Source organism: Pseudomonas putida, assembly GCF_009883635.2.
In the GTDB taxonomy this organism is placed as follows: domain Bacteria; phylum Pseudomonadota; class Gammaproteobacteria; order Pseudomonadales; family Pseudomonadaceae; genus Aquipseudomonas; species Aquipseudomonas putida_W.
In genome coordinates, this window is sequence record NZ_CP026115.2 from 4046597 (window position 1) to 4064546 (window position 17950).

General features: G+C 64.5%; 16 protein-coding genes. 7 read left to right on the forward strand and 9 right to left on the reverse strand.

Annotated elements, in window-relative coordinates; all coding sequences use genetic code 11:
* Positions 1-14 precede the first annotated feature (14 nt).
* On the forward strand, positions 15-1163 hold the full coding sequence (locus C2H86_RS18485; protein WP_099814776.1) for a patatin-like phospholipase family protein: 1149 nt from the start codon (positions 15-17) through the stop codon (positions 1161-1163).
* Between the two features lie 101 nt (positions 1164-1264).
* Here C2H86_RS18485 and C2H86_RS18490 read toward each other — a convergent pair whose 3' ends face one another.
* Positions 1265-2008 (reverse strand): MlaA family lipoprotein, encoded by a 744-nt coding sequence (locus tag C2H86_RS18490; RefSeq protein WP_430738593.1) that lies wholly within the window; start codon positions 2006-2008, stop codon positions 1265-1267.
* Between the two features lie 76 nt (positions 2009-2084).
* Positions 2085-3383 carry a serine/threonine protein kinase gene (locus C2H86_RS18495; protein ID WP_159409267.1) on the reverse strand — a complete coding sequence of 433 codons (1299 nt, stop codon included), beginning with the start codon at positions 3381-3383 and terminating at the stop codon, positions 2085-2087.
* A gap of 189 nt (positions 3384-3572) precedes the next feature.
* On the opposite strand from C2H86_RS18495, the gene C2H86_RS18500 reads away from it, so the two are divergent.
* Positions 3573-3941: a hypothetical protein gene (locus tag C2H86_RS18500; RefSeq protein ID WP_159409268.1), complete on the forward strand. Its 369-nt coding sequence runs from the start codon at positions 3573-3575 to the stop codon at positions 3939-3941.
* A 27-nt stretch (positions 3942-3968) separates the two neighbouring features.
* Here C2H86_RS18500 and C2H86_RS18505 read toward each other — a convergent pair whose 3' ends face one another.
* On the reverse strand, positions 3969-5534 hold the full coding sequence (locus C2H86_RS18505) for a beta (1-6) glucans synthase (protein ID WP_159409269.1): 1566 nt from the start codon (positions 5532-5534) through the stop codon (positions 3969-3971).
* A 197-nt stretch (positions 5535-5731) separates the two neighbouring features.
* Between C2H86_RS18505 and C2H86_RS18510 the strand changes: the two genes are divergently transcribed.
* The 3 genes from C2H86_RS18510 (at position 5732) to C2H86_RS18520 (ending at position 8769) form a co-directional block, all read left to right on the forward strand.
* On the forward strand, positions 5732-6592 hold the full coding sequence (locus C2H86_RS18510; RefSeq protein ID WP_159409270.1) for a glycine betaine ABC transporter substrate-binding protein: 861 nt from the start codon (positions 5732-5734) through the stop codon (positions 6590-6592).
* 204 nt (positions 6593-6796) lie between these two features.
* Positions 6797-7108 carry a DUF485 domain-containing protein gene (locus C2H86_RS18515; RefSeq protein ID WP_110639578.1) on the forward strand — a complete coding sequence of 104 codons (312 nt, stop codon included), beginning with the start codon at positions 6797-6799 and terminating at the stop codon, positions 7106-7108.
* Positions 7105-8769 (forward strand): cation acetate symporter, encoded by a 1665-nt coding sequence (locus C2H86_RS18520; RefSeq protein ID WP_103449573.1) that lies wholly within the window; start codon positions 7105-7107, stop codon positions 8767-8769. The genes C2H86_RS18515 and C2H86_RS18520 overlap by 4 nt, the downstream gene beginning before the upstream one ends.
* 54 nt (positions 8770-8823) lie before the next feature.
* Here the strand turns inward: C2H86_RS18520 and C2H86_RS18525 are convergent, their stop codons facing one another.
* Positions 8824-8976: a DUF3309 family protein gene (locus C2H86_RS18525; RefSeq protein WP_012271016.1), complete on the reverse strand. Its 153-nt coding sequence runs from the start codon at positions 8974-8976 to the stop codon at positions 8824-8826.
* Positions 8977-9179: 203 nt separating this feature from the next.
* On the opposite strand from C2H86_RS18525, the gene C2H86_RS18530 reads away from it, so the two are divergent.
* Positions 9180-9989: an SDR family oxidoreductase gene (locus tag C2H86_RS18530; RefSeq protein WP_159409271.1), complete on the forward strand. Its 810-nt coding sequence runs from the start codon at positions 9180-9182 to the stop codon at positions 9987-9989.
* Positions 9990-10116: 127 nt separating this feature from the next.
* A complete protein-coding gene (locus C2H86_RS18535) occupies positions 10117-10305 on the forward strand; it encodes a carbon storage regulator (RefSeq protein ID WP_159409272.1) in 189 nt (62 codons plus the stop codon).
* 51 nt (positions 10306-10356) lie between these two features.
* On the opposite strand, the gene C2H86_RS18540 is transcribed toward C2H86_RS18535, so the two are convergent.
* From C2H86_RS18540 to mnmC, 5 genes are all read right to left on the reverse strand, one after another.
* Positions 10357-10584: a YheU family protein gene (locus C2H86_RS18540; protein ID WP_003252629.1), complete on the reverse strand. Its 228-nt coding sequence runs from the start codon at positions 10582-10584 to the stop codon at positions 10357-10359.
* A gap of 55 nt (positions 10585-10639) precedes the next feature.
* Positions 10640-11824 (reverse strand): osmoprotectant NAGGN system M42 family peptidase, encoded by a 1185-nt coding sequence (locus tag C2H86_RS18545; RefSeq protein ID WP_159409273.1) that lies wholly within the window; start codon positions 11822-11824, stop codon positions 10640-10642.
* Positions 11825-11934: 110 nt separating this feature from the next.
* A complete protein-coding gene (ngg, locus tag C2H86_RS18550; RefSeq protein ID WP_159409274.1) occupies positions 11935-13680 on the reverse strand; it encodes an N-acetylglutaminylglutamine synthetase in 1746 nt (581 codons plus the stop codon).
* 3 nt (positions 13681-13683) lie between these two features.
* Positions 13684-15471, reverse strand: a complete 1788-nt coding sequence (locus C2H86_RS18555) for an N-acetylglutaminylglutamine amidotransferase (RefSeq protein WP_159409275.1) — start codon at positions 15469-15471, stop codon at positions 13684-13686.
* A gap of 420 nt (positions 15472-15891) precedes the next feature.
* Entirely contained in the window at positions 15892-17859 is a 1968-nt protein-coding gene (gene mnmC, locus C2H86_RS18560) for a bifunctional tRNA (5-methylaminomethyl-2-thiouridine)(34)-methyltransferase MnmD/FAD-dependent 5-carboxymethylaminomethyl-2-thiouridine(34) oxidoreductase MnmC (protein WP_159409276.1), read from the reverse strand.
* Positions 17860-17950 lie beyond the last annotated feature (91 nt).

The following is a 17950-nucleotide window of genomic DNA, read 5'->3' on the forward strand; positions in this document are numbered from 1 at the left end:
CCAGGAAGGATTTCATGGCGCCACCCCCGGTAACTGGTCTGATCCTCTCTGGCGGCGGTGCCCGCGCCGCCTATCAGGTCGGCGTCCTCGCCGGCATCGCCGAACTGCTGCCGCCCGGCGCGCACAACCCGTTCCCGGTCATCGTCGGCACCTCGGCCGGGGCCATCAACGCCGTGACCCTGGCCAGTGGCGCCACTCGCTTCAACGACGCCGTGCAGCGCCTCACCACATTCTGGCAGAACTTCCGCAGCCGCCTGGTCATCCGCAGCGACTGGCCCGGCGTGGTGCGCCAGGCCAGCCGCTTCGTTGGCCACAGCTTGCTGGGCCTGGGCGGCCAGGTGCCGGTGGCCTTGCTCGATAGCAGCCCCTTGCGTGGCTTGCTGCAGTCGCACTTGGACCTGGATGGCATCGGCCATTCCATCGCTGCCGAGCAACTGCGGGCAGTTGCCGTGACCGCATTCGGCTACGAAAGCGGTCAGGCAGTAACCTTCTACCAAGGCCGCGGCACCATCGACGCCTGGCTGCGCCACCGCCGCATCGGTGTGCCGACGCCGTTGACCATCGATCACCTGCTGGCCAGTGCCGCCATTCCGCTGTTATTCGCCCCGGTGCGCCTGGGCGACGAGTACTACGGTGACGGTGCAGTGCGCCAGTCGGCACCGATCAGCCCGGCCCTGCACCTGGGGGCCAGCCGCGTGCTGGTGGTCGGGGTCAGCGGTAACCCGCAGCGCCCGGCGGCGCCGTTGCCGACCCAGCGTGTGTTCAGCGGCCAGCAGCCGAGCCTGGCGCAGATCGGCGCGCACATGCTCAACAGCACCTTCATCGACAGCCTTGAAGACGATATCGAGCTGCTGCAGCGGCTTAACCACCTCAGCCGGCTACTGCCAGCGCACCTGGATGCACGGCGCCTGGGGCTGGCGCCGATCGAGGTGCTGGTGGTAGCGCCCAGCCAACCGCTGGACGAGATCGCGGCGCGGCACCGGCGCGAGTTGCCGGCGGCATTGCGCCTGTTCCTGCGCGGGCCGGGGGCGACCCGGACCAGCGGGGCAGGGGTGTTGAGCTATCTGTTGTTCGAGGCCAGCTATTGCAGTGAGCTGATCGAACTGGGGCGCCGCGATGCCCTGGCCAAGAAGCGCGAGCTGTGCCAGTTCCTGGGGATTTGATGTTGCCTTTGCCGACCTCTTCGCGGGGCAAGCCCGCACAATGACCGCGTAGACACAGATCCTGTAGGAGCGGGCTTGTCCCGCGAAGAGGCCGGGCCTGCTTACTCGGCTATTTGCAGCTTGCGCGCCTGGGTATACACATATCGCACCTTCTCATATTCGAACGGCGAATTGAGCTGCCCATAGCGGAAATTGGTGGTGTAGCGCTTGTCCACCACGCGCAAGGCGAAGATCTCCGGGTGATTTTCGCTGGCCTCGGCCACGTTCAGGTAATTGACTGCCTGCTCGCCGGCATAGTCCACCACCAGCCCGGTGGTGTCGCGCAGGTTCGACGGGCCGAGCACCGGCAGCATCAGGTAGGGCCCCTCCGGCACGCCATAGAAGCCCAGGGTCTGGCCAAAGTCCTCGCTCTGGCGCGGCAGGCCCATGCTGGTGGCCGGGTCCCACAAGCCCCCCACGCCGATGATGGTGTTGAACATCAGCCGCGCGGTGATCTGTGCCGAGCGCTTGGCCTTGAACTGCAGCACGCTGTTGAACAGGTTCGGCACGTCACCCAGGTTGTTGAAGAAGTTACTCACCCCGGTGCGCACGAAGCTGGGCGTGACGTACTGGTAGCCGCTGACCAGTGGCAGCAGCACCCATTGGTCCAGGCGGTAGTTGAAGTGGTAGATGCGCCGGTTCATCGACTCCAGCGGGTCGTACACGTTCAGCGCTTCCAGGGTCGAGCGTTCGAACTCGCGCTGGTCGAGCCCGGGGTTGAATTTCAGTTCGCGCAGCGGGTCGACGAAGCCGTCGGCCTCCGGTGTCAGCGGCGCCTGGGTAACTTGCGGGTCGGCTTCGACCACGCTGGCCCGTGGCGCGGTTTCCGCAGCCAGGGCATTGCCAGCGACGACGAGCAGCGCGGTGGCGAGGAGAAATTGGTTAGCCACGGAAGAACTCCAGCATGGCGTCGCTGTTGACGCGGTAATTGAGGTTGCCGCAATGGCCGCCATGGGGGTAAAGGGTCAGCCGGTCGCCGAACACCTTGCGCAGGAAACCGATATCGCCGGGGCCGAGGATGACGTCGTCGGCATTGTGCATCACGGCGATCTTGTTGCTCTTGTGCAGGTAGTCTTCCAGGGCATACAGGCTGACCTGGTTGACCAGCTGCAGGATGCTGTTGCCATCGGTGCGGGCACGCCACATCGGGATCACCTGCTCGGTCATGTAGCAGTCGAAGTCGCATTGCAGGGCCCGCTTGAAGAACGGCGTCAGGCTGCTGCCCTCGGTGATCGGGAACTTCGGCGGAATGATCAGGCCGCGGCGGTTGATCAGGTCGGAGGTGAAGGCGATGTCGGCCGCCGAGAAGCGGAACGAGGTGCCGATGAGCATGGCCATCTGTTCGTTGGACAGGTGCTGTTTCGACTGCTGGAAGTCATACAGCAGGGCGTCGTTGAGGTCGATGTAGCCCTTGTCCTGGAAGTAGCGGGTGAGCTTCTCGAGCATCAGCTCATAGAAGGTGGTGCTGCGGTCGATGCCCTTGACCTGGGTCTGCACCAGCTTGTCGAGGTTGTTGATCGAGGTGTACAGGTTGACCGGCGGATTGAGCAGCAGCACGCGCTTGAAGTTGAAGCTGCGACGGGTTTCGTCGAGGTGGCTGACGAAGGCGGCATCCAGCGCGCCCAGGCTGTAGCCGGTAAGGTAGTACTCGCTGACCGGCAGGCGTGGGTGCTGGGCACGCACGGCCTGCATCACCCGGTACATGTCTTCGGCGTCTTCCTGGCTGACCCCGGGGGTGGCGAAGCGTGAGGCGGCGCTCATGAAGTCGTAGCTGGTTGGCGACGACAGCTGCACCACATGGAAACCGGCTTGGTAGAACAGCTTCTTGAGGTATTCGTTGATGCTGCTGGAGTAGGGCGCACCGGTACCGGCGATGAGGAAGATCAGCGGCGCCTCGTGGTCCTGGCGTGCCAGGCGGTACTTGAGCTTCTTCACTGCCCAGAAGTTGTCGGGCAGGGTGAACTCGCGCTCGGGGCGCAGGTTCAGGCTGTAGTCGGACTGGTTGATCTCGTCGTCGCTGGGCAGGGTCGGGCGCTGCTCTGGCGGTGTGGTGGCGATGGTCGCCTCGAACGGGTTGGTCAAGGGGTAGCCGTAGCTTGCGGCGTCGATATCCCGCGCCGAAGCGGCCGCAGCCATGAGCAGGCCGCCAAGAAGGGCGGCGAGGCGCCAAGATCGAAGCATGTATTCCCCCAGAAGGATCAAGGTCGTGCAGTATGCAGGCTAGGACCACGGTTGCCGGGGCAAAGTTGCCGAGTGCGCTGGCCTTTGGTGTGCTTGTTATCTGCAACATAGCTGCAGGGTTGTGATTTTGCCTTACAACAGGGCTTGGGCGATCATGGATGATTTCGATTACCGCTATTGGAGAATGGGATGTCTCGATCGCTGCCGGCCGCTCTATTACTGATGTTTCTGGCGCTCTGGCTCGCGGCCAGTTATGGCGTGCGCTATCGGTTGATGGAGGATGCACAGTGGGTTGGCCTGTGCGCGGTGCCAGGCGACTACTGGCAGTGCCAGGTGCGTTCCTGGTTGGGGCTGGGCATTCACTTTCAGGTGATGGCCTGGGCCGGGTTGGGGTTTGCCTTGCTTGCCCAGGTCATTGCCGGTCGCGGCGGCTGGTGGCTGGCGGTGCTGGCGCTGGTGTTCGGCGTTCCTGCCCTGGTTTTGTATACCGCCAGCATTGCGGTGTTTGTGGTGGTGCTGGCGGGGTTGCGCCTGGTTCGGCAACCGCGCCGGGGGTGACAGGGGCTGCTTTGCAGCCCCAGAATCTCAAGCCCTGCGCAGCCGCAAGCTCCGCCACAAGGCTGCGGTCATCAACACACTGACCACCGCCCACCCCCAAGCCTGCTGGTTCTCCAAACCTTCCCGATACAACTGCGGCAACACCCCTGCCCCGACGATAAAGGCCAGCAACGCCACCTCCGCTCGCCGAGCCGCCACCGGCCTCAGCAGGTACACCACCGCTGGCAATGCCAGCGCCACGCTTGGGAAGCTGCGGTAGCGCGGGTCGAACACCATCGCCAGCATGCTCACCGCCGCGGCAAAACCGGCAGCCAGCAACAGCCAGCCCGCCCAAGCCTGCAAGCCACCGAACAGCCGCCGACGCCAACCGTCACGACGGACCAAGGCAAGGGCTGCATGCATCAGCACCAGCAGATTCAACCCGGTCAGCACCACCGCCCACACCCATTCCCCGGCGAACCGCGCATGGGTGCGCATCAGCTCGCCCCACAATCCCAGGCAGCCTGCGCCAAATGCGGCCAGCAGCGGTAGCAGTAGGGCCGCCAGCGGTGTAGCGGGGCGCCCGGCCATCAGCAGCGTCACCGCCATCAACAGGGCGCTCGCCAGCAACCACTGCGGCCAGTACTGCAGGTTGCTGACCGGTCCTTCGAGTACGCCCTTGTCCTGCCGGTCGGCATCGTACAGCCCCCAATAGCCCCCCACGGCGCCCTCGCTGGCACGCTTCCATGGCTGGTCGAACGCTTCGATCAGGTTGTAGTGCCAGCCATTGGCCTCGGCCATGCTGACGAAGCCTCGAATGAAACGCGCTTCGTTGGCCCGGCTGGGCACGGCGGTCTCGCGCTGGCGGCCTTCACTGGGCCAACCGGTTTCGCCAATGAAGATGTCCTTGGGCGCGAAACGGTTGCCGAACACCTGGCGCACATCGGCGACATGGGCCAGGGCATCGTCGATACTGCGCGGCTCATCTTCCCAGTAAGGCAGCAAGTGGATGGTCAGGAACTCTACTGCTGGCGCCACCTGCGGATGTTGCAACCAGAACTCCCAGACGTCGGCATAGGTCACCGGCACCTTGACCTGGCTTTTCACTTTATTGATCAGCGTGGCCAGCTGCTCGCCGGTAACCTCCTTGCGCAACAGCGCCTCGTTGCCGACGATCACCGCGCTGACCACGTCCGGGTTGGCATTGGCGGCGGCGATCAGCGCGTCCACCTCCTTCCCGGTGTCGACCGGGTTGGCGTTGACCCAGGCCCCGAGCATCACTTTCAGCCCATGCTTGCGCGCCAGCGCCGGGATTGCCTCAAGGCCGGTCATCGAATAGGTGCGGATGCACTGGAATCGCTCGGCCAGCAACGCCAGGTCGGCGTCCATGCGCGCCGGGCGCAGGCGGAAAGGCTGGTCGAAGGGCGACTGGTCCTTGTCGAACGGGGTGTACGACGCACACTGCAGTTTATGCGTGGGGCTGGCAGCGTCGGGCAGCAGGACCGGCTTGCCCAGCCCGTACCAGAGCGCCCCCAGCCCGAGCAGGGCCAGCAGGCAGGCGAGCAGGTACAACGGCAGCAGCAGGCGGGAAGCATCAGGCATCGGGCGGTCCATCGTCAGGCGCAAAATGTTAGATAGTAGCCCGGCGCCAAACCTTTGGCATGCAAGGATCGCGCAGGGCTGCGTAAGTCGATGCCGCTAATGGCACAGTGCTGTCGCATATGGGGCGGGTACAGGTCGCAGTGGGAGCAGGTCGACCTTTGTTGCAGGAAGATGATGCAATCTCCAAGACCTGACGAGGGGATGCTTTGATGGCAACTTTTACAAGAATGCGCCGTTTCCTGGGTGTGGGCACCGCCCTGGTATTGGCCATGGGCGCTGCACAGGCCATGGCCAAAGAAGTCAGCATTGGTTACGTGGATGGTTGGGCCGACAGTGTGGCGACCACCAACGTCGCCGCAGAAGTGATCAAGCAGAAGCTTGGCTACGACGTGAAACTGCAAGCCGTGGCTACCGGCATCATGTGGCAGGGTGTGGCCACCGGCAAGCTCGACGCCATGCTCTCGGCCTGGCTGCCGGTCACCCACGGTGAATACTGGGCCAAGAACAAGGACAACGTGGTCGACTACGGCCCGAACTTCAAGGATGCCAAGATCGGCCTGATCGTCCCCGAGTACGTCAAGGCCGTGAGCATTGCCGACCTCAAGACCGACAGCAGCTTCAAGCAGAAGATCGTCGGTATCGATGCCGGCTCCGGGGTGATGCTCAAGACCGACCAGGCGATCAAGGACTATGACCTGACCGGCTACAAGCTGCAGGCCAGTTCCGGTGCGGCGATGACCGCCGAGTTGGGCCGCGCGTACGCCAAGCAGCAGTCGATTGCCGTGACCGGCTGGGTGCCGCACTGGATGTTCGCCAAGTGGAAGCTGAAGTTCCTCGAAGACCCGAAAGGCGTGTATGGCGCGGCCGAGACCGTGAACAGCATCGGCAGCAAGGAGCTGGCGACCAAGGCTCCGGAAGTCGCGGACTTCCTGAAGAAATTCAGCTGGCAGTCCAAGGACGAGATTGGTGAGGTGATGCTGGCCATCCAGGAAGGTGCCAAGCCTGAAGCGGCGGCCAAGGATTGGGTGGCCAAGCACCCGGACCGGGTGAAGGAGTGGACGGGTAAGTAAAAACCTGCAGGGCCAGTTTTGGGCCATCGCGGATAAATCCGCTCCTACAGGGAGTGGGTTTACCCGCGAAAGGGCCATCACTTTGTTACGCAATCGGTAAAACACCGTTGCATCTAAGACTAAGGTCGTCTGGTTGGCGTCCAACAGCTGCATAAAGTAAGGGTGTGGGTTCCATCCCCTACCTGTGCTGCTAGGACAAAAACAATGAACGACAGCATTTACCTCTCGATACAAAACAGCCCCCGTTTCAAGGAGCTGGTCAGCAAACGTGAACGGTTCGCCTGGATTCTCTCGGCGATCATGCTCGGCCTCTATTGCGCCTTCATCCTCCTGATCGCCTACGGTCCTCAGATTCTGGGCACCAAGCTCAGCCCTGACTCGTCGATTACCTGGGGCATTCCCCTGGGCGTCGGCCTGATCGTTTCGGCATTCGTCCTGACTGCCATCTACGTGCGCCGCGCCAACGGCGAGTTCGATGAGCTGAACAAGGCCATCCTGAAGGAGGCGCAACAATGATTCGCCACGCCAAAGCCCTGGCCGTACTGGCCTGCGGAGCCTTTGCACCCGCCGTGTGGGCCGCCGATGCCCTGACCGGCGAGGTGCAGAAACAACCGCTGAACGTTCCGGCGATCGCCATGTTCGTGGCGTTCGTCGCCTTCACCCTCGGCATCACCTACTGGGCCTCCAAGCGCAACAAGTCGGCGGCGGACTACTACGCTGCCGGTGGCAAGATCACCGGCTTCCAGAACGGTTTGGCGATTGCCGGCGACTACATGTCGGCGGCCTCGTTCCTGGGTATCTCCGCCCTGGTGTTCACCTCGGGCTACGATGGCCTGATCTACTCGATCGGCTTCCTGGTCGGCTGGCCGATCATCCTCTTCCTGATTGCCGAACGCCTGCGCAACCTCGGCAAGTACACCTTCGCCGACGTCGCCTCGTACCGCCTCGGGCAGAAGGAAATCCGCACCCTGTCGGCCTCCGGTTCGCTGGTGGTGGTGGCTTTCTACCTGATCGCGCAGATGGTCGGCGCGGGCAAGCTGATCGAGCTGCTGTTCGGCCTCGACTACCATGTCGCGGTGATCCTGGTGGGCATCCTGATGTGCCTGTACGTGCTGTTCGGCGGCATGCTGGCCACCACCTGGGTACAGATCATCAAGGCCGTGCTGTTACTGTCGGGTGCCAGCTTCATGGCGCTGATGGTGATGAAGCATGTCGGCTTCGACTTCAACACGCTGTTCTCCGAAGCGATCAAGGTGCACGCAAAGGGTGAGGCGATCATGAGCCCGGGCGGCCTGGTCAAGGACCCGATCTCGGCATTCTCGCTGGGCCTGGCGCTGATGTTCGGCACCGCTGGCCTGCCGCACATCCTGATGCGCTTCTTCACCGTCAGTGACGCCAAGGAAGCGCGCAAGAGCGTGCTGTACGCCACCGGCTTCATCGGCTACTTCTACATCCTGACGTTCATCATCGGCTTCGGTGCGATCCTGCTGGTCAGCACCAACCCGGACTTCAAGGACGCCGCCGGCGCCCTGATCGGCGGCAACAACATGGCGGCGGTGCACCTGGCCGATGCCGTGGGTGGCAGCGTGTTCCTCGGCTTCATCTCGGCGGTTGCCTTCGCCACCATCCTGGCGGTGGTCGCCGGCCTGACCCTGGCCGGTGCCTCGGCGGTCTCCCACGACCTTTATGCCAGCGTCTGGCGCAAGGGCAAGGCCAACGACAAGGATGAAATCCGTGTGTCGAAGATCACCACCGTCGCCCTCGGCGTGCTGGCGATCGGCCTGGGCATCCTGTTCGAGAAGCAGAACATCGCCTTCATGGTCGGCCTGGCGTTCTCCATCGCCGCCAGCTGCAACTTCCCGGTACTGCTGCTCTCGATGTACTGGAAGAAGCTGACCACCCGCGGTGCCATGATCGGCGGCTGGCTGGGCTTGGTGAGTGCGGTGACGCTTATGATCCTCGGCCCGACCATCTGGGTGCAGATCCTCGGTCACGAAAAAGCCATCTACCCGTACGAATACCCGGCGCTGTTCTCGATGGCCATTGCCTTCGTCAGCATCTGGTTCTTCTCGGTCACCGACAAGTCCAAGGCGGCTGACGACGAGCGTGCGCTGTTCTACCCGCAGTTTGTCCGTTCGCAGACTGGCCTGGGGGCTTCTGGCGCGGTTTCTCACTGATACCCCTCGGCAATTGAAAAACCGCGCCTTGGCGCGGTTTTTCATTTTCTGCGGCTAGATCATGCCTAGCAGCAATAGCACCAGCAGAATCACCAGTACCACGCCGACGATGCCGGACGGGCCATAGCCCCAGCTGCGCGAGTGCGGGAAGACCGGTAAGCCACCAATCAGCAGAAGGATCAGGATGATGATGAGAATCGTGGTCATGACGGAGTCCTTGCGTGGTTGAGGGTCAAGGGCCTCGGACTGCTGGCCTCTTGTAACTTCGGACCGGTGCCGCTTGCGAAAGATTCCATTTGTGTACCGACCACCCGGTCATGCCCGCCCATTCACTACCCTGATGAACCCTGCCTCTGGCCAAGGCCTTGATTAGACTCGTTGCACAACCTGTCAGAACAAGGCGTGCCACCATGCAAAACCGCATCATGATCACTGGCGCCGGCTCCGGCCTCGGCCGCGAGATCGCCCTGCGCTGGGCGCGCGAGGGCTGGCGCCTGGCGCTGGCCGATGTCAACGAAGCGGGCCTGCGCGAAACCCTGGAGTTGGTGCGGGCCACAGGCGGCGAGGGCTTCGTCCAGCGCTGCGATGTGCGCGACTACAGCCAGCTCACCGCTCTGGCCCAGGCCTGCGAAGAAAGGTTCGGCGGCATCGACGTGATCGTCAACAACGCCGGTGTCGCCTCGGGCGGCTTCTTCGCCGAGTTGTCGCTGGAAGACTGGGACTGGCAGATCGCGGTCAACCTGATGGGCGTGGTCAAGGGCTGCAAGTCGTTCCTGCCACAGCTTGAGCGCAGCAAGGGGCGCATCATCAACGTCGCTTCCATGGCGGCACTGATGCAGGGCCCGGGGATGAGCAACTACAACGTGGCCAAGGCCGGTGTGCTGGCGCTGTCGGAAAGCCTGCTGGTGGAGTTGCGCCAGCTTGAAGTGGCGGTGCACTGCGTGTGCCCATCGTTCTTCCAGACCAACCTGCTCGATTCCTTCCGCGGGCCGAACCCGGCGATGAAGGCCCAGGTCGGCAAGCTGCTGGAAGGCTCGCCGATCAGCGCGGCGGATATCGCCGACTACATCCACCAGCAAGTGGCGGCGGGTGAGTTCCTGATTCTGCCCCATGAGGCCGGGCGCCAGGCCTGGCAACTCAAACGCCAGGCGCCGGAGCGGCTGTACGATGAGATGGCGGACATGGCAGTCAAGATGCGGGCCAAGGCTCAGTCACGCTGATTGTAGGAGTTGTCTGTAGGAGAAATTACTAGCCGTTGTAGGCTCGCTCTGAATTGCTGGCGAAGCATTGTCCAGACGAATATCCCCAAGCATTCTGCGGTTTTTCCTGTTGCGAGAGGACCGGAGCATGTTGGTGATCGGGCGTGAAGTCGGTGAAGTCATCACTATTGGTGACGATATTCGGATCAAGGTGGTGGAGTCGCGCAATGGCATGGTGCGCTTTGGCGTGGAGGCACCGCGCAAGGTACCGGTGCATCGGGCCGAAGTGTATCGGCGGATCAAGGCAGCGCAGGTGCGCAAGGCTAATCAGCCCTGATCAGCCTGTGCCGGCCTCTACGCGGGCAAGCCCGCGAAGAGGCCGGGCCTGTCAGTCGAGCAGCTCGCGGGGCACATCATGCTTGGCCAGCAACTGGCACTGTTGGCTCTCCAGGTCGAACAGGATGAACGCCTGGCCCTTGGCCAATGCCTGGCGCACCCGCAGCACACGGGTTTCCAGCGGCGTGTCGTCGCCGTTGTCGGTGCCGTCGCGGGTGACGAAGTCCTCGATCAGGCGGGTCAGGGTTTCGGCTTGCAGTTGGTCGTAGGGGATCAGCATGGGCAGCGCACGGTCTTGTTCAGGAATCCCTGCATGCTACGCGATTCCATGGCCATCAGCTTTTGTTTCCTACCAGGCTGTCCACCGCCGGCACCCGGGTGTCGCTCTCCATCTGCGCATCGTGCTCCAGCTGGTGGCTGAAGCGCTCGAGCGAGGCATTGGCCGGTTGCGAGTCGCTGGCGAACACCGGTGGGCTGAGCAGGTAGGCCGAGAGCAGGCGGCTGAGCGCGGCCAGGCTGTCGATATGGGTCCGTTCGTAGCCATGGGTGGCATCGCAGCCGAACGCCACCAGTGCGGTGCGGATGTCATGCCCGGCCGTCACGGCCGAGTGCGCATCGCTGAAGTAGTAACGGAACAGGTCGCGGCGCACCGGCACATCCTGGTCGCCGGCCAGCTTCAGCAGGTGGCGTGACAGGTGGTAATCGTACGGCCCGGAAGAATCCTGCATGGCCACGCTCACCGCGTGCTCGCTGGAGGCCTGGCCGGGGGCGACCGGGGCGATGTCGATGCCGACGAACTCACTGACGTCCCAGGGCAGGGCGGCGGCGGCGCCAGAGCCGGTTTCTTCGGTGATGGTGAACAGCGGGTGGCAGTCGATCAACGGCTGGCGGCCGCTTTCCACCACCGCCTTGAGTGCCGCCAGCAGGGCTGCCACGCCGGCCTTGTCATCCAGGTGGCGGGCGCTGATGTGGCCGCTTTCGGTGAACTCCGGCAGCGGGTCGAAGGCGACGAAGTCACCGATGGCAATGCCCAGCGCTTCACTATCGGCGCGGGTGGTGCAATAGGCATCCAGGCGCACTTCGACGTGTTCCCAGCTGATCGGCATCTGGTCGATCGCGGTGTTGAACGCGTGCCCGCTGGCCATCAACGGCAGCACGCTGCCGCGGAACACACCAGTGTCGGTGAATACGCTGACCCGGCTGCCCTCGGCAAAGCGGCTCGACCAGCAACCCACCGGGGCCAGGGCCAGGCGGCCATTGTCCTGCAACTGGCGCACGCTGGCGCCGATGGTGTCGAGGTGGGCCGAGACGGCGCGGTCGGGCGAACTCTGCCTGCCTTTGAGGGTGGCGCGGATGGTGCCGCGGCGGGTCAGTTCGAAGGGGATGCCCAGTTCGTCCAGGCGTTCGGCCACGTAGCGCACGATGGTGTCAGTGAAACCGGTCGGGCTGGGGATGGCGAGCATCTCCAGCAGGACGCGCTTCATGTAGTCGAGGTCGGGTTCGGGGAGTCGTTCGGTCATGGAAGTTCCTCGTTTCCTGTGCTGGCCCTTTCGCGGGGCAAGCCCGCTCCTACAGGAGATCGCATACCCCTGTAGGAGCGGGCTTGCCCCGCGAAAGGGCCGGCACTGCGTTACGCCAAAGCCCGGCTATGCGGGAACAGCAGGTCGATAAACCGCTCAGCCGTCGGCTGCGGTTCATGGTTGGCCAAGCCGGCCCGCTCGTTGGCTTCGATGATCACGTAATCCGGGTGCTCGGCATCGCGGACCATGAAATCCAGGCCCACCACCGGGATCTCCAGCGCCCGCGCCGCACGCACCGCGGCATCGGCCAGCACCGGGTGCAGGCGCTCGGTGACGTCTTCCAGGGTGCCACCGGTGTGCAGGTTGGCCGTGCGCCGCACCGCAAGGCGCTGCCCGGCTGGCAGCACATCGTCGTAGCCCAGGCCCACGCCGCGCAGGGTGCGCTCGGTCTCGTCGTCCAACGGGATGCGGCTTTCGCCACCGGTCGCCGCCTGGCGCCGACGGCTCTGCGCCTCGATCAGCTGACGGATGTTGTGCTTGCCATCGCCGATCACCTGGGCCGGGTGGCGAATCGCCGCTGCCACAACCTCATAGCCGATCACCAGGATGCGCAGGTCGCTGCCGGCATGGAAGCTCTCCAGCAGCACGCGGCTGTCGAAGCGGCGGGCGTTTTCCACGGCCTGGGTCACTTCCTCGATGCAGGTGAGGTTGACCGCCACCCCCTGGCCCTGTTCGCCATCCACCGGCTTGACCACCACCGCGCCATGCTCGTCGAGAAACGCCAGGTTGTCGTCGGCATTGCCGGCCAGCTGCTGCGCCGGCACCTGCAGCCCGGCGTTGTGCAGGGCATGCTGGGTCAGGCGCTTGTCCTGGCACAGGGTCATGGTCACCGCGCTGGTCAGGTCGCTCAGCGATTCGCGGCAGCGAATCCGGCGGCCGCCGAGGCTGAGCGTGAACAGGCCGCCTGCTGCATCGTCGACTTGCACCTCGATACCCCGGCGCAAGGCTTCATCGACAATGATGCGGGCGTAGGGGTTCAGGCCGGCTTCCGGGCCGGGGCCGAGGAACAGCTGCTGGTTGATGCCATTCCTGCGCTTGACCGCAAAGGTCGGCAGGTTGCGGAAACCGAGCTTTTCGTACAGGCGCTTGGCCTGGCGGTTGTCGTGCAGCACCGACAGGTCGAGGTAGGCCAGGCCACGGCTCATGAAGTGTTCGATCAGATGACGCACCAACACCTCACCGACGCCAGGGCGCGTGCATTGCGGGTCTACTGCCAGGCACCACAGGCTGCTGCCGTGTTCGGGGTCGTCGAATGCCTTGCTGTGGTTCAGGCCCATGACACTGCCGATCACCGCGCCGCTGTCTTCATCCTCGGCCAGCCAGTACACCGGGCCACCAAGGTGGCGCGGGGTGAGCAGGTCGGGGTCGACCGGCAGCATGCCGCGGGCCTGGTACAGGGTGTTGATCGCCTGCCAGTCGGCGGGGTTCTGCGCCCGGCGCACGCGGAAGCCGCGGAACACCCGCTGCGCCGGGCGGTAGTCGGTGAACCACAGGCGCAAGGTGTCGGAGGGGTCGAGGAACAGCTGCTGCGGTGCCTGGGCCAGCAGCTGCTGAGGGGCGGCCACGTACAAAGCGATGTCGCGCTCGCCGGGGCGTTCGTCCTGCAGCGCGGCGGCCAGGCTGGCGGGGTCCGGGTAGGTGTGGCCGATCAGCAGCCGCCCCCAGCCACAGTGCAAGGCGCGTGGCTGGTCGTGGGGCTCGCTGCCGTCGCCGGCCAGGCGTGCCTGCAGGCGCTCGTAGGACGGCGCCTGGCCGCGCAGCAGGCGCTGACCGTAAGCGATCTCGTGGGCTTTCATCGGTCAGATTCCTTGTTCGCTGAGCCACAGGTTCAGGGCCGCCAGCTGCCACAGCTTGGAGCCGCGCAGCGGGGTGAGCTGGCCGTGCGGGTTGCTCAGCAGGCGGTCGAGCATCGCCGGGTTGAACAGGCCGCGGTCCTGGCTCGGGTCGGTCAGCAAGTCGCGCACCCAGCCCAGGGTCGCGCCCTCCAGGTGTTTGAGGCCGGGCACCGGGAAGTAGCCCTTCTTGCGGTCGATCACCTCGTGAGGGATCACCCGCCGTGCGGCCTGCTTGAGCACCTGCTTGCCACCGTCGGGCAGCTTGAAGCGGGCTGGAATGCGCGCCGACAGCTCGACCAGGCGGTAGTCGAGAAACGGCGTGCGCGCCTCCAGGCCCCAGGCCATGGTCATGTTGTCGACCCGTTTGACCGGGTCGTCGACCAGCATCACCGTGCTGTCCAGGCGCAAGGCCTTGTCCACGGCATCGGCGGCGCCGGGGCGGGCGAAGTGTTCGCGGACGAAATCGCCGGCGGCATCGGTTTCCAGCAGCCAAGGGGCCTGGACCGTGTCGCGGTACTCGTCATGGCTGCGGTCGAAGAAGGCGTCACGGTAGGCGGCGAAGGCATCGTCGGCACCGTCCACTTTCGGGTACCAGTGGTAGCCGGCGAACAGCTCGTCGGCGCCTTGGCCGCTCTGCACGCCCTTGCAATGCTTGGCCACCTCCCGCGACAGCAGGTAGAAGGCGATGCAGTCGTGGCTGACCATTGGTTCGCTCATGGCGCGGAAGGCGGCCGGCAACTGCTCGATAATCTCGTGTTCAGCGATGCGCAGCTGGTGGTGGTGGGTGCCGTAATGTTTGGCGATCAGGTCGGAATACTGGAATTCGTCACCGCGTTCGCCGCCGGCATCCTCGAAACCGATGGAGAAGGTCGACAGGTCGTCCACGCCGACCTCGCGCAAAAGGCCGACCAGCAGGCTGGAGTCGACACCGCCAGACAGCAGCACACCCACGTCCACGGCGGCGCGCTGGCGGATCGCCACGGCGTCGCGGGTGGCGTCGAGTACGCGGGTGGTCCAGTCTTCCAGGTCGAGATCGCGCTCGTCCAGGTTGGGACCGTACTTCAGCTGCCACCAGGTCTGGCGCTCGACTTCACCGTGGCGGTCGACGCGCATCCAGGTGCCGGGCTCGAGCTTCTGCACATTGGCCAGCAACGTGCGCGGTGCAGGCACCACGGCATGGAAGTTGAGGTAGTGGTTGAGTGCCACCGGGTCGATCATCGGGTCGATGTCGCCACCCTTGAGCAGCGCCGGCAGGGTCGAGGCGAAGCGCAGGCGCTCGCCGTTGCGCGACAGGTACAGCGGCTTGACGCCGAGGCGGTCGCGGGCCAGGAACAGGCGCTGGTTGTCGCGCTCCCAGATAGCCAGGGCGAACATGCCGTTGAGCTTGGGCAGCAGGGCGGCTCCCCAGGCGTGGTAGCCCTTGAGCAACACTTCGGTGTCGCCTTCGGACCAGAAGCTGTAGCCCAGGTCCTGCAGCTCCTGGCGCAGTTCCGGGAAGTTGTAGATGGCGCCGTTGAAGGCCAGCGACAGGCCCAGGGTATTGTCGACCATCGGCTGTGCCGAACCGTCGGACAGGTCCATGATCTTCAGCCGGCGGTGGCCGAGGGCGATCGGGCCCTGGCTATGGAAGCCCCACGCGTCTGGGCCGCGAGGCGCCAGGTGATGGGTGATGCGCTCTACCGCAGCCAGGTCGGCTGGGCGAGGGGCTTGGTCGATGGGGGTGAAACGCAACTCTCCTGCTAATCCGCACATAGGTCCTTACCGGTTTTTCCGTTGGGGAATGAGTGCCCCGGATTAGGGCACCCTGTAAGGAACTGACCCGTGTGGTTTGCGGGAGTTTTAGATCAATATGTTATATGGGGCGTGAGGGCGGGGGTGTTTGGCGATGGTTTTTTGTGGGCGTTGAGATCGAGCGCCGCCCGCGCGGCGCATCGCGAGCTGCGCTCGCTCCTACGTTTGTTTCGGGCCAATGTTTCCTGTGGCATTTGCGCGCGCACGCCTTCGCGCATGGCTCGATGTCGCGCCGTACCACCTAGGCGGTCGCGCGCGCCTGTCACAGGCATTAATGGCCCGAAACAAACGTAGGAGCGAGCGCAGCTCGCGATGCGCCGCGCGGGCGGCGCTCGATCTCAACGGCGCTGCAAATCCACTGTCCTGCACCTGCAACCACACTCACTTCCCACGAATAATCTTGCGTAACATGAACCGGTTAGGATGGCAGGCTTCAGCCACTGCCCGTGGCAACGGCAATGGCTCACCACTGGCCCATGCTGCAATCAGCTCGCCACTCAACGGCGCTGTAATCAATCCCCGCGAGCCATGCCCACTGTTGACATACAGCCCGTCCAGCCACGGGCACGCCACCTCCGGCACCTGCCGCGCATCCTTGCCGAGCACGGCATAAGCCTCGGCAAACAACGCAGGGTCGGCCACCGGCCCGACTATCGGCAGGTAGTCGGGGCTGGTGCAACGAAACGCAGCACGGCCCTGCAACTGCTCGACGTCGAGTGCCTCTACCCCCAGGCGCGAGGCCAGGTCGGTGGAAATCTCGTCCAGCAATGCCAGGTTGCCCTGATGCTCGGCGACCGTTGGCGTCAGGTCGTCGTTATGGAAATCGAAACTGGCGCCCAAGGTGTGCTCATCACGCCGGGGCGGTGCGACGTAGCCATCGGCACAGACCACAGTACTCAATGCTCGGCTGGCCGCGGTGGCCGGCAGGCGGGTGATCTGCCCGCGAATGCGCTTGAGCGGCAACTGCGCGCAAGGCTCGAAACGGCGCACATCGGCGGCCCCGGCCAGCACCACCAGGGGCGCGCTGGCCAGTAAACGCTCGCCATCCCACGCCTGCCAGAGGCCGTCGGCCTTGCGCAGTTCGACCACGTTCTGGTGCAGCTGAACGCGAATACCCGGATGCTGCAGCTGCGCCTCGCACAGCGCGGGAGGGTGCACCCAGCCACCTTCCGGGTAGAACAGGCCGCCTGCCGGCAGCGCCACCCCGGCAATCGCCTCGGCTTCGGCCTGCTCAAGTGCCCGTAGCAGGCTACTGTCGAAGGCCTCGGCAAGCTTGGCCTGGCGCTCGCCTTCCTTGCTGTCGAAGGCCAGCTGCAGCACGCCGCAAGCATCCCAGTCGCGGCCACGCTGCAAGCGTTCGAGCTGGCGCCGGGTGAAGCCGAAACCGGACAGGATCATCTGCGACAGGGCGGTGCCATGGGCGGACAGCTTCAGGTACAGCACGCCCTGCGGATTGCCCGAGGCTTCCCGGGCAGGCGCATCGTGGCGCTCCAGTACCGTCACCTGCCAGCCGCGTGCGGCCAGGCTGGCGGCACTCGCGCTGCCCGCCAGGCCGGCACCGATCACCAGTGCCTGGCGCGGGCCGGCCACAGGGGCAGGGCGTGCGTACCAGGGCGCTGCGCCGACTGCGGATGGATGCCCGGTGTATTCTCCACTCATCACCTCCCACTTCTTGCCGATGCCAGGGATCTTCTTCATGGTGAAGCCGGCATCGATCAGCCCGCGTCGTACCCAGCCGGTGGTGGTGAAGGTAGCCAACGCGGTACCGGCATGCGCCAGCCTGGCCAGTTGCGCGAACAGCTCGGGGGTCCACATGTCAGGGTTTTTCGCGGGAGCGAAGCCGTCGAGGAACCACACGTCGATCTGCGCGTCGAGCTGCGGCAGTTGTTCCAGTACGTCACCGATCAGCAGGGTCAGAGTGACCCGGCCATTGTCGAAGCTGAATTGCTGGAAACCCGGATGTATCGCCACGTACTGCGCCAGGAACGGTTCGGTGAAAGCCGCCATCTCGGGCCACAGGCGCACGGCACGGGCCATGTCGTCATGGCCGAGCGGGTACTTCTCGACACTGATGAAGTGCAGGCGCGCATCGGCGTGGGCCTGTTCGGCGAACAGCTGCCAGGCGCAGAAGAAGTTCATGCCGGTGCCGAAACCGGTCTCGCCGATCACCAGGCAGCCGTGTGGCGCCAGGTCGGCGAAGCGCTGCGCCAGGCGGGTCTGCTCGAGGAACACGTAGCGGGTTTCGTCGGTGCCTTCATTCTTGGAGAAATAGACGTCGTCGTACTGCCGCGAGTGAGGGCGGCCCTGGTCGTCCCAGTCGATCTGGGCATGCTGGAGAAGGGTGGACATGATTGGCTCGGTTGCAGCGGATGTACGGATTTTATGCCATCTGGGTTTGCACAGGCACTCTGCAAATCCGCTAGTCTTGCTTATCCAATGA